Here is an 11,441-nt window from a genome sequence, read left to right as displayed (position 1 = left end):
TGAGGCTCCTGTATAGAGAAACGCTGCTGCCCAAAAATGTCGAGAGACGCCAATGGGTCAACAGGAAAGGTCGGAATGAAGGCCTTTTTTAACGTAGCTGGTTTCAGTACCTATGCTATACAGTGCTAAAACTCAACGAGGGAGAGGTGCATGTATTTTGTCATACACAAAAACTGTTTTTATTTATGTCTACTAACAGTCTTTGTTGTGGACTCTTTTAACTGCGAATTCAGACCTTTACTCGTTTTGAGTAAAGGTCTTTTTACGTCTATATGCACCTTACTATGAAACAAACATAGCATATTCAGAAACTACTAAATTGTACGGAGGTGAGGAACAGTTGGCAATTGATGATTCGGCCCAGATACCCATACGTTTTACATTCATATTTCATCATGTAGGTAGGAAAGAAACTGTTCCTCACCATTTCAAATAGTTAGGTAACAGATTGTTTCCTCCTTCATGACAGAGGAGGAACTACCGATGTTTAATTTACAAAGACAAGAAACAAAGCATGCTTATGAGCAAGATAGCATGAAAACAAATAACGAATTATTAGTGGAGGTTGCAACACAAGATGTAAGCTCTGCGTTAAAACTTTTAGAAACAACACAAGATGGATTATCTAAACAAGAAGCGTCTCGTAGACTTTCTTTATATGGTCCGAATGAAATAGCTCATAATAAAATGGCGCCGTGGTACATTCAATTTCTATTGGCATTTAAAAATCCATTTATTTTCGTTTTATTAGCTCTTGGAGCACTCTCCTTTTTCACAGATGATATGCAAGGAACGATTGTCGTATCTGTAATGGTCCTACTTAGTGCAACGATTCGGTTTTCCCAAGAATTTCGTTCTCAAAAAGCTGCCGATAAGTTAAAAGCTATGGTTCGAACAACTGCGAGCGTATTTAGAATAAATGGATTTGTACATGAAACAAAAAATGTAAAGAATTTAAACCGAAATTACACAACAGAAATTCCAATTGAGGAACTTGTACCTGGCGATATTATTTCCCTTTCAGCTGGTGATATCGTTCCAGCTGATGTGCGTGTTGTATCCGCTAAAGATTTATTTGTTAATCAATCTTCTTTGACAGGGGAAGCACTTCCTGTAGAAAAATACGAACACTGCTACCATACAGAAAATAAGCATATCTTACCGAAAAACATAAAAAAAAATTACAATCCACTCGATATGGAAAACCTTTGCTTCATGGGAACAAATATTGTAAGTGGCAGCGCAAAAGCTGTTGTCATCTCAACAAGTACCGATACGTATTTCGGCTCTTTAGCAAATAAGGTAATTGGAAAGCGTGTAGAAACAAGCTTTGATAAAGGTGTAAACAAAGTAAGCTGGCTCTTAATTACATTCATGCTTATTATGGCACCTATTGTCCTTCTCATTAATGGATTCACAAAAGGAGATTGGCAAGAAGCTTTCTTCTTCGCTATTGCCGTTGCTGTTGGCCTTACACCTGAAATGTTACCAATGATTGTAACTGCTAATTTAGCTAAAGGTGCCGTTAACATGTCTAAACAAAAAGTAATTGTAAAACAGCTAAATTCTATTCAAAACTTAGGTGCTATGAACATTCTTTGTACAGATAAAACCGGAACTTTAACAGAAGATAAAGTGGTCCTTGTTCGTCACTTAGATCCCAAGGGAAATGAATGCAATCGCGTCTTGCAATTTGCCTATTTAAATAGTTTCTATCAAACTGGATTGAAAAATTTAATAGATAAAGCTGTTATTAAGCATACAGAGGAAAACAATGAATTTAATCCATCAGCTTTTCAAAAGCTAGATGAAATTCCATTCGATTTCGCCCGCCGGCGTATGTCAGTTATCGTAAAGGATATTTCAGGTGAACATACAATGGTTTGTAAAGGTGCCGTAGAAGAAATTTTATCAATTTGTAACTACACTGAAGTGGATGAAAAAATCGTTTCACTCACCGAGGAAATACGTTCAAATGTCAAAAAACTAAGTGAGACACTAAATAGTGAAGGTATGCGGGTTATTGCTGTGGCTTATAAAAAAGATAGAAGAATAAATGATACAGAGTACGCAGTAAAAGACGAAACTGATATGATTCTCAGTGGATATATCGGCTTTTTAGATCCACCGAAACCATCTGCAGCAGCTGCAATTCAAGCATTACAAAAACATGGTGTACAAGTGAAAATTTTAACTGGCGATAACGAAATTGTTACAAGAAAGGTTTGTAAAGAAGTTGGATTAGATATCGGCGAACCAATCCTCGGTTACGAGATTGATTCTTTACCAGATAAAGCATTAGCAAAACTTGCTGAAGAAACGACTGTATTTGCGAAGCTTAATCCAATGCAAAAATCTCGTATTATACACGCATTACAAGGAAATGGACACACTGTAGGTTACATGGGAGACGGCATTAACGATGCTGTAGCATTACGTGAAGCTGATGTCGGAATATCTGTTAATACTGCTACTGATATTGCGAAAGAAGCTTCCGATATTATTCTACTCGAAAAAAGTTTAACTATATTAGAAGCAGGTATTTTAGAAGGACGTACTACATTCGGAAATATTTTAAAATATATTAAGATGACAGCTAGCTCTAACTTCGGTAATGTGTTTAGCGTGTTAGTAGCAAGTGCTTTCATTCCTTTTTTACCGATGCTTGCCATTCATCTTTTAATTCAAAACTTACTTTATGATATTTCACAACTTTCTATTCCATGGGACAAAATGGATAAAGAGTTTCTAGAAAAACCACGAAAATGGGATACTGCAAACTTACGAAGCTTCATTATTTGTATCGGCCCAATTAGTTCCGTATTTGATATTATCACATACGTAGTCATGTGGAATGTATTTGGTGCAAATACACCGAGCGAGCAATCATTATTCCAGTCCGGTTGGTTTGTCGTTGGATTGTTAACACAAACTTTAATTGTTCACATGATAAGAACACAAAAGATTCCATTTATTCAAAGCACTGCATCAACACCAGTCGTTTTATTAACCGCTCTTATTATGGCAATCGGGATTTATATTCCATTCTCACCACTTGGTGCAGCCGTTGGTTTGCAAGCATTGCCACTTAACTACTTCCCTTGGTTAGTAGGAATACTATTAGGCTACGCTTTTTTAACACAGTTCCTAAAAAAGCTTTATATTAAAAAGTTTCATAGCTGGTTGTAAAAATAAGAATGAGTGGGTATTCCCCGCTCATTCTAAAAAACATAACACATATTTATATATGGAGGTGACCATGATGGTATGGTACGACATTGTATTCAGATTAGTTATCGCAATTATTGTAGGAGCTTGCATTGGAATGGAAAGACAATGGAGACACCGAATGGCTGGGTTACGGACAAATGCTCTCGTATCACTTGGTGCCTGTATAATAGGAAAGGTGTCATGATTTTACTACTTCATGACACCTTCTACATAAACTTATTTTCTAACTTTTGTTGAAACGACTTCTCTTGCTTACGTAGTAGTTGACTACCTCGTTGTAAAATCGGTGTTCCATACTTATCATTAATTTGATCAATGACAGCAAGTAGTGGCTCTTTTTTCGCATCCTCTTCAAATGAAAACAAATCTAATTGTTTCACCGATTCTGTCTTCCACTCTATTTCAGTAGCTGTAACACCTAGTAAACGAACGGAATCACCATCCCAATGTTGCTTCCATAAACGGGATGCTGCTTGAAAAATATCGCGTTCTTCCCAAATTGCATTTTTCAATTGCTTACTCCGTGTTACTGTTCGCCTATCATGGTATTTAATCATAATTTGAATATTATAGCTGACAAGGGTTCGCTTTTGTAATCTTTTACTCACTGATTTTGATAAACGTTCTAACATATCAAGCAATTCTTTCTCTTCATCCATATCCTTTGAAAAAGTCATCGAGTTACCGACACTTTTATGTTGGCCCATTTGACTCGGATCCACTTCCCTATCATCCGTACCTTTTGCACGCTTTTGCAAATCAATACCGTGCTTCCCAATTTTAGCGCGAATGATATGCTCGTCTCCCTTCGCTAACTGTTCAATTGTATGTATATGAATTTCATTTAATTTTTCAGCTGTTTTTTCTCCAATCCCATGCATTGCTTCAACTGGAAGTGGCCAAATCATTTCTGGAATATCACGTTTTCGAAGTACGGTAATACCGAGAGGTTTTTTCATATCAGAAGCTGTTTTTGCTAGGAAAAGATTTGGAGCAATTCCGATACTACACGGAAGCTGCAACTCTGTTAATAGTGCTTGTTGAATCATCTTTGCTATTTCAAGAGGCGAACCAAGTGCGTAGCAATCTGTAATATCTAAATATCCTTCATCTATTGAGACTGGTTGTATCTTTTCTGTAAAACGGGAAAGGACTTGAAACATTTGAAATGAAGCTTCGCGATATAATGTGAAATTAGGACGCCTTACAACTAATTGCGGGCATAACCTTTTCGCTTCCCAAAGGGGCATCGTCGTACGTATTCCGTATTCTCTCGCCTCATAACTACATGTTATAATAATTCCTTTTCTCTCTTTTTCATTTCCAGCAACCGCTAATGGCTTTCCTTGTAATGATGGATCATGAGCAATTTCAACAGATGCGAAAAAGCAATTCATATCTACATGTAAAATAACACGACCATTTTTCGGATACATTTCTCGCATAGTACTCACTCCCTAATCAGAACGTTCGTTCTTTCATTATATCAAATTTTGCACAATAGTTATAATAATTACTTGTTCTTTTTTATAATCGATATAAAGAGGATATATATGTGAAAGGGTCTGATTATGATGAGATCAACTAATAAAGTGAAACTTTAATCAGCCCTCCCGGCAAATAGCGGGATAAACTCAATTATACATTCCTTGTAGTTATATTAATCATTGCAATTAATTATTTACTACTTCCGATTTTCAATATGAATACGTTAGGATTATTCCTTCGTCTAGTACATGTAGCAACAACGTATATACTTCCATAGGTTTTCTTATATTGGCTTATACGTCTTGTCAAAGCAATCGAATCAAAATAAAAAGCGTGTAAATCACAATTGATTTACACGCTTTTTCTATTCCATTACTTCGCTACTTCTTCAATAATTGCAACAACTAATTCTGCTGTTTTTGCTAATTCTTCAACAGGAATCTTCTCGTTTGTTGTATGAATTTCTTCATAACCAACTGCTAAGTTAACTGTTGGGATACCATGTCCTGCAATTACGTTTGCATCACTTCCGCCACCACTTTGGTGAAGAGAAGGTGTACGACCAATTTTTTCAGCTGCACGTTTTGCAACTTCTACAACATGATCACCATCAGCAAATTTAAATCCTGGGTACATAACGTTTACTTCAACGTCTGCATGCCCGCCCATTTCTTTTGCAGTTGTTTCAAATGCTTCTTTCATTTTCGCAACTTGTGCTTCCATTTTCTCATTGATTAAAGAACGAGCTTCTGCAAAGATTTGTACATGATCGCAAACGATATTCGTTTGTGTACCACCTTCAAAACGTCCAATATTTGCAGTCGTTTCAGAGTCAATGCGACCAAGTGGCATCTTCGCAATTGCTTTCGCTGCGATAGTAATTGCAGATACACCTTTCTCCGGCGCTACACCAGCGTGAGCTGTTTTCCCGCGAATAATTGCGTTCACTTTCGCTTGTGTTGGAGCTGCAACAACGATTTCACCAACTTTTCCATCGCTATCTAATGCGTAGCCATATTTCGCTGTAATACGCTCACGGTCTAATGCTTTTGCACCAACAAGACCTGATTCTTCTCCGACTGTAATAATAAATTCAATTTTACCATGAGGGATATTTTTCTCTTTTAAAACACGGATTGCTTCGAACATTGATGCTAATCCAGCTTTATCATCCGCACCTAAAATTGTTGTACCATCTGATACGATATATCCATCTTTAATAGAAGGCTTAATTCCATTACCAGGAACTACTGTATCCATATGAGAAGTAAAGTAAATTGTATCAACACCATCTTTTGTTGCTGGTAAAGTACAAATTAAGTTACCTGCACCATGACCAGTTACAGCCATTGTGTCATCTTCAAATACTTCTACACCTAAATCTGTAAATTTCTTCGTTAATACTTTGCAGATTTCTGCTTCAAATTTCGTTTCAGAATCTACTTGTACTAATTCCATAAATTCATTTACTAAACGTTCTTGATTAATCATAAGACTGCGCCTCCTGCACTACCATTATGTATGTAACACTATTAATTATAACAGAATTTCGCAAAAGTTTCGAAATACAAGACAAAAAACAGATGGTTTACATGTCTAGATAACCATCTGCTTTCTATTACTCATTTAACAATACCCAGCGCATATGATCTTCCCACACGCCATTTACCATTAACATCTTCCTAGATACGCCTTCATATTGAAAACCTATCTTCGTTACTACTTGTATAGATGCTAAATTACGAGGCATAATCGGAGCTTCTATACGATGTAACTGAAATTCCCCAAAAGCAACTTGAATTGCTTTTCTAAGCGCTTCTGTCGTATACCCTTTGTTTAACTCTGCTTTATCTAATTTATAACTGAGTACACAAGATTGATAAATGCCACGAACGATTAAATTAAATGAAATACACCCAATTATTTTCGTATCATCACCCTTTTTAAAAATCCATAGTCTGATGATTTTCCCTTCTTCGAACTCTTTTCTATCCTTTTGCAACTTTTTCTTTTGATAATCTAGCGTAAAAAAATCATCCGGTCTATACTCTTCCCAAGCTTTTAAAAATTCACGATTTCTGTCGTAATATTGAAGAACTGTTTCAGCATACGACTCATCAATTTCCCTTAAGTATAAACGATCTGTTTCGTATATTTTCATCATCGTATCTCCATTCTTCAGCTTGCCCAACTAAAAATTAACAATATACCCTTTTACTATATTCTCTACACACTCTCAAATTTCCTGTTATATTTTGCAATCCCCTCCCGAATTTTGTCCTCACTCTCCCCTTGTCCATAATTTCATTTCTCGTTACAATGAAATTGTACTGATTTGCAAGGAGGTATAACGATGCATAAAAAAGCTCAAAAAGTTATGGTTTATGTGATGCTAATTTCTATGCTTGTAACAACATTACTTGCTGGCGCGAGTATGTTTTGGTAAAAAGGGCGATGTGTTCGTCCTTTTTTTACTTTTTACACATAACAAAATAAACCATCTCGACATCGAGATGGTTTATTTTATATAAAACACAATCGCTACAATACTAAAGGAAAATGACATTACAAGCGCTATTACAAAACTTGTATATTGTTTCTGCTGAAATGCCCCAATAACAAAAGTGAGATTAAGTAATGCCATACATACAATCGCTACAAGATAAGAACATATATTAAAAGTTGCCAATATGAATGTAATAACAAATAGAAATCCCATAAAAAACTGCATATACGAAAGTTTTGGATTCAAGTACATATGAGCAACCCCTTTATCTAATTTTATCTTTCTATACTCTCATTAACGCACGGTTATGTACACATGTCAAGACAACTTATTATAATAGAAAAAGCCACCCTTTTCGTTGGCTTTTTCATATGCAACGGCTCCTTTTTCTTTTGCCAATTGCTGAAATGATTTTTTCGATTTCACAATCCATACTTTCGTTCCAATTGGAATGCGATCAAACAAATATTCCACATCGTTTTTCTTCATTCTTATACACCCTTGTGAAATATACTTTCCAATTGAACTCGGTTGGTTTGTTCCATGTATTCCATATTTACTTCCATCAGTTCCTCTTGCATTAAATCCAATCCACCTTGACCCAAGTGGATTTTTTGGCGATCCACCTGGAATATCCTTCGCAATGTAATACGGATCCTTTGCTTTCATTACAACATCAAAAGTTCCTTCTGGAGTTAATTCATTCGTTTTCCCTGTCGCTACCGGAAAAACCTTTTGAATCTTTCCATCGTCAATGTAAGCTAATTTATTCGTTGCTTTATTTACAATAATAAAAGGATCTCCGGCACGTGGATTATCCCCAAGAGGCCAAATCGGTGATAAAGAAAGACATAATATGATAGAGAGAAGATACGGCATAGATAATTCCTACCTTCTATATAAGTTCTTTTATATTATCCTTTCCCTTAAAGCGACTTTTAATGAGTAAATATTGTTCCATTTCATACACAAGTTGAACAAGTTTCGCACGTATCTCAAATTCTTCGCGTGTAGCTGGCAATGGCATGTCTCTAAATAATTCCCTCATTTCTTGAAGCTGCCTTAAGGAAATAACGCCAGTACTTTCAGGGCTAATAGCATTACCAATGTTTTCAACAACATCTGCAATCATGTCAGCTTGTTCATATGTCCACGATAAAGAAGCTGCTAGTGGTATCATTCGCTCTAAAATTTCGAATTGTTGCATACGCATATTAAAATAACGATAGTAATAATCATCTTCTCGCATAAATGCATTCTCAAGTTTTTTAAACGATAAATCTCTTGCTTCATTTAACATATTCTCGGTTTCAATGAGTTCTGCTCCACTCCAACTACTTTCTCGATTTCGTAAATACACAACCATTTCAAACAAAATCGTTTTAAAATTATTCTCTATTTTATCCTGATACTCTTTTAGCTTATTTTCACTACTCGGCATATACATATTTACTAATAACGCCACGCTAATCCCTATCGTTAATATAGCAATTTCATTTCCAACTATAAGCCATGTAATTTGCTTCAATGAATATAGATGCATAACAATAACTGAACTCGTGACAATACCTTCTTGAATTTTAAGCATTACTGCAGTCGGAATAAATGTAAGTAACAATATGCTAATTGCAAGTGGTGTATAGCCAATCGTTTCAAAAATACAAAACGCGAATGCCATTGATAATACACACGCTAGAAAACGATGTAACGACACTTGAAGTGATTTGCGCTTCGTATTTTGTACACATAAAATAACTAAAATGCCTGCTGAACTATAAAATTCTAACCCTAATAACTGAGCAATAAAAACTGCCGCACCTGTCCCTATTGCTGTTTTTACTGTACGATATCCAATTTTAAACATATCATTACTCCTATATGTATAAACGTATTTACAGCTAGTATAAAAAAAGGATGACACAATGTCATCCTTTTCTACTTATTATTCACATAACCTTTTCATATTACAATATTTTTTGTAAAAATTGTTGCGCACGTTCACTTTTCGGCGCTGCAAAAAATTCTTCTGGCGCACTATCTTCTACAAGCTTTCCTCCGTCCAAGAAAAGAACACGATCTGCCACTTCTTTTGCAAAGCCCATTTCATGTGTAACGATAGCCATCGTCATTCCTGTCGTAACTAACGATTTCATAACTTCTAACACTTCTTTCACCATCTCTGGATCTAGCGCCGATGTCGGTTCATCAAATAACATAACTTCCGGTTCCATCGCTAACGCTCTTGCAATTGCTACACGTTGCTTTTGTCCTCCCGAAAGACGATTTGGATACGTATCTTTTTTATCTACTAATCCAACCTTTTCTAAAAGTTTCTCAGCTTTCTTTTCAGCTTCTTGCTTCGTTACCCCTTTTACATTGATAGGAGCATACGTAATATTTTCTAATACAGTCATATGAGGAAATAAGTGAAAATGTTGAAATACCATACCGACATTTTCACGAACATGCATAACATTCGTTTTTGGATTCGTTACTTCTTCCGTCCCAATCCAAATGTGACCATCCGTTGGTGCTTCTAACATATTCATACAACGTAAAAATGTTGATTTTCCTGATCCAGAAGGCCCTATAATTGCGACTACTTCCCCTTTTTCAATTGTTGTTGTAATTCCTTTTAATACTTCGTTTTTACCAAATGATTTATGAAGGTTTTCAATTTTAATCACTTTTCTTCATTCTCCCTTCAATTGCCTTCCCGACTAATGTAAGAATAATGACTAACATATAATAAATCAGTCCAACAAAAAGTAATGGTTCAAGATATTTAAATGTCTCACCGCCTACAATGTAAGCACGACGCATTAAATCAGTCGCGCCTATTACTGTTACTACAGCCGATTCTTTCGTAAGTGTCGCAAATTCGTTCACAAGCGCTGGTAATATATTTTTTAATGCTTGAGGGAAAATAATATTTCTCATCATTTTTCCGTACGGTATCCCTAAAGCCATTGCTGCTTCTGTTTGTCCTTTATCAACCGCTTGAATACCAGCACGAATTACTTCTGACATGTATGCACCTGAATTCAAGCTAAATGCAAGTACAGCAGCTAAGAATGCTGGTATTTCATAACCAATTATTTGTGGGACGCCGAAATAAATAATCATTAATTGCAATACAAGGGGTGTACCACGAAAAATTGATGTATAAAAATCTGCTGCTATATTTAATGCTCGTATTCTAGCAATTTTACAAAGTGCTAATAGCGTTCCTAAAATAAATCCTGCTAAAGCTGATACTGCTACAATTTTCAAAGTAACTTCTAAACCTTTTAGTATATATGGTATCGAAGGCGTAATCGCCGAAAAATCTAAGTTCATTCTTTTCATTCCCCTCACAGAAAAGTGAAAGGCAGCTTATTTTCCGCTGCCAAACCATTTCTTCACTAATTTATCCATTTCTCCATTTTCTTGCATTTTTTTAATTACTTTATTAAATTCAGCTGTTTTATCACTGTTTTTCGGAAGGGCAATTGCTGCTCCAACTTCTTCTGGTGCTTCTTTAATTTCAATTCCTTGTAAATCTTTCATTTTCTCTAAATAATTTTTAGCAACTGTATCTTCTATAATTGCAGCGTCAAAACGACCAGCTTTAATTTCTTGTACGATTTCTGGTATACGGTCACGTCCCTCAACTTGGAAATCTACTTGTTTTTTAAATTCTGAAGCTTTCTCTTCTTGAATAGACCCTGTTTGTACCCCTACTTTTTTCCCTTTTAAATCCTCTACAGATTTAATGTTAGAATCCTTTTTAGAAACGACCATATTTTTCGCAACAAAATAAATATCTGTAAAATCAACATTATTTTTACGCTCTGCAGTTGGCGTCATACCTGCCATTACGAAATCAACTTTTCCTGAACTAAGAGATGCTAATAAACCACCAAAATCCATATCTTTCACTTTCACTTCATACCCAAGTTCTTTTCCGATATATTTAGCAACATCAACATCAAAGCCAATAATTTCATCGCTCTTTGACGCATCTACATATTCATAAGGTTTATAATCTGCTGAAGTTCCCATTACGAGTACTTTTTTATTTCCTTTTGTTTCTTTCGATTCCCCATTACTACAAGCGCTGAATATACTTACAATTAAAATAAGTGCAAACGATATTGATACTAACTTCTTCATCTTTCTTCCCCCTAATAATGTATATTTAAAAGTTTAATAGAATATTTATTCGATGTTTGTA

At 35.5% G+C, this 11,441-nt stretch carries 11 protein-coding genes, 1 pseudogene and 1 riboswitch; of the genes and pseudogenes, 3 read left to right on the top strand and 9 right to left on the bottom strand.

All coding sequences use genetic code 11. The features are described from left to right. Positions 1-151: riboswitch (M-box (ykoK) riboswitch) on the top strand. This riboswitch is flagged as partial in the annotation. A gap of 332 nt (positions 152-483) precedes the next feature. Both mgtA and ABWK52_RS20825 read left to right on the top strand, forming a co-directional pair. Beyond that, positions 484-3,189, top strand: coding sequence for a magnesium-translocating P-type ATPase (mgtA, locus tag ABWK52_RS20830; RefSeq protein ID WP_141537364.1), 2,706 nt, complete (start codon positions 484-486; stop codon positions 3,187-3,189). A 73-nt stretch (positions 3,190-3,262) separates the two neighbouring features. Beyond that, a pseudogene (locus ABWK52_RS20825) lies at positions 3,263-3,397 on the top strand (MgtC/SapB family protein); the annotation flags it as partial. Between the two features lie 40 nt (positions 3,398-3,437). Here the strand turns inward: ABWK52_RS20825 and ABWK52_RS20820 are convergent. The 3 genes from ABWK52_RS20820 to ABWK52_RS20810 all read right to left on the bottom strand — a co-directional run bounded on the left by ABWK52_RS20820 (position 3,438) and on the right by ABWK52_RS20810 (position 6,883). After that, positions 3,438-4,676: a DNA polymerase IV gene (locus ABWK52_RS20820; protein ID WP_001208856.1), complete on the bottom strand. Its 1,239-nt coding sequence runs from the start codon at positions 4,674-4,676 to the stop codon at positions 3,438-3,440. Between the two features lie 415 nt (positions 4,677-5,091). Then, a complete protein-coding gene (locus ABWK52_RS20815) occupies positions 5,092-6,210 on the bottom strand; it encodes a tripeptidase T (protein ID WP_000609803.1) in 1,119 nt (372 codons plus the stop codon). A gap of 127 nt (positions 6,211-6,337) precedes the next feature. Then, the gene (locus tag ABWK52_RS20810) at positions 6,338-6,883 is read right to left on the bottom strand and encodes a GNAT family N-acetyltransferase (protein WP_001987197.1); all 546 of its coding nucleotides are present in this window, start codon (positions 6,881-6,883) and stop codon (positions 6,338-6,340) included. A 189-nt stretch (positions 6,884-7,072) separates the two neighbouring features. On the opposite strand from ABWK52_RS20810, the gene prli42 reads away from it, so the two are divergent. Continuing rightward, on the top strand, positions 7,073-7,165 hold the full coding sequence (gene prli42 / locus ABWK52_RS20805) for a stressosome-associated protein Prli42 (protein ID WP_000549040.1): 93 nt from the start codon (positions 7,073-7,075) through the stop codon (positions 7,163-7,165). A gap of 72 nt (positions 7,166-7,237) precedes the next feature. Here prli42 and ABWK52_RS20800 read toward each other — a convergent pair whose 3' ends face one another. The 6 genes from ABWK52_RS20800 to ABWK52_RS20775 form a co-directional block, all read right to left on the bottom strand. Then, complete coding sequence (locus tag ABWK52_RS20800; protein WP_000281167.1) at positions 7,238-7,477, bottom strand: DUF3894 domain-containing protein; 240 nt, start codon at positions 7,475-7,477, stop codon at positions 7,238-7,240. 66 nt (positions 7,478-7,543) lie between these two features. Beyond that, positions 7,544-8,104, bottom strand: coding sequence for a L,D-transpeptidase (locus tag ABWK52_RS20795; RefSeq protein ID WP_001146565.1), 561 nt, complete (start codon positions 8,102-8,104; stop codon positions 7,544-7,546). A gap of 16 nt (positions 8,105-8,120) precedes the next feature. Continuing rightward, positions 8,121-9,089, bottom strand: a complete 969-nt coding sequence (locus ABWK52_RS20790; RefSeq protein WP_000472665.1) for an aromatic acid exporter family protein — start codon at positions 9,087-9,089, stop codon at positions 8,121-8,123. A gap of 100 nt (positions 9,090-9,189) precedes the next feature. Beyond that, positions 9,190-9,912 carry an amino acid ABC transporter ATP-binding protein gene (locus tag ABWK52_RS20785; RefSeq protein WP_000590202.1) on the bottom strand — a complete coding sequence of 241 codons (723 nt, stop codon included), beginning with the start codon at positions 9,910-9,912 and terminating at the stop codon, positions 9,190-9,192. Then, positions 9,905-10,564, bottom strand: coding sequence for an amino acid ABC transporter permease (locus ABWK52_RS20780; protein WP_001046915.1), 660 nt, complete (start codon positions 10,562-10,564; stop codon positions 9,905-9,907). Before ABWK52_RS20780 ends, ABWK52_RS20785 begins: the two co-directional genes overlap by 8 nt. A gap of 36 nt (positions 10,565-10,600) precedes the next feature. Then, positions 10,601-11,380: a transporter substrate-binding domain-containing protein gene (locus tag ABWK52_RS20775; protein WP_000737676.1), complete on the bottom strand. Its 780-nt coding sequence runs from the start codon at positions 11,378-11,380 to the stop codon at positions 10,601-10,603. Between the last annotated feature and the right edge of the window lie 61 nt (positions 11,381-11,441).

Origin of the sequence: Bacillus sp. AP50 (assembly GCF_040492675.1) — a bacterium.
Taxonomy (GTDB): domain Bacteria; phylum Bacillota; class Bacilli; order Bacillales; family Bacillaceae_G; genus Bacillus_A; species Bacillus_A cereus.
The sequence above is the reverse complement of the archived record's forward strand: the minus strand, read 5'-3'. Positions and strand labels throughout refer to the sequence as shown.

Excerpts from the sequence above, each read along its gene's own strand:
- mgtA (WP_141537364.1), top strand. The coding sequence starts at position 484 with ATGTTTAATTTACAAAGACAAGAAACAAAGCATGCTTATGAGCAAGAT.
- ABWK52_RS20820 (WP_001208856.1), bottom strand. The coding sequence starts at position 4,676 with ATGCGAGAAATGTATCCGAAAAATGGTCGTGTTATTTTACATGTAGAT.
- ABWK52_RS20815 (WP_000609803.1), bottom strand. The coding sequence starts at position 6,210 with ATGATTAATCAAGAACGTTTAGTAAATGAATTTATGGAATTAGTACAA.
- ABWK52_RS20810 (WP_001987197.1), bottom strand. The coding sequence starts at position 6,883 with ATGATGAAAATATACGAAACAGATCGTTTATACTTAAGGGAAATTGAT.
- prli42 (WP_000549040.1), top strand. The coding sequence starts at position 7,073 with ATGCATAAAAAAGCTCAAAAAGTTATGGTTTATGTGATGCTAATTTCT.
- ABWK52_RS20800 (WP_000281167.1), bottom strand. The coding sequence starts at position 7,477 with ATGTACTTGAATCCAAAACTTTCGTATATGCAGTTTTTTATGGGATTT.
- ABWK52_RS20795 (WP_001146565.1), bottom strand. The coding sequence starts at position 8,104 with ATGCCGTATCTTCTCTCTATCATATTATGTCTTTCTTTATCACCGATT.
- ABWK52_RS20790 (WP_000472665.1), bottom strand. The coding sequence starts at position 9,089 with ATGTTTAAAATTGGATATCGTACAGTAAAAACAGCAATAGGGACAGGT.
- ABWK52_RS20780 (WP_001046915.1), bottom strand. The coding sequence starts at position 10,564 with ATGAACTTAGATTTTTCGGCGATTACGCCTTCGATACCATATATACTA.
- ABWK52_RS20775 (WP_000737676.1), bottom strand. The coding sequence starts at position 11,380 with ATGAAGAAGTTAGTATCAATATCGTTTGCACTTATTTTAATTGTAAGT.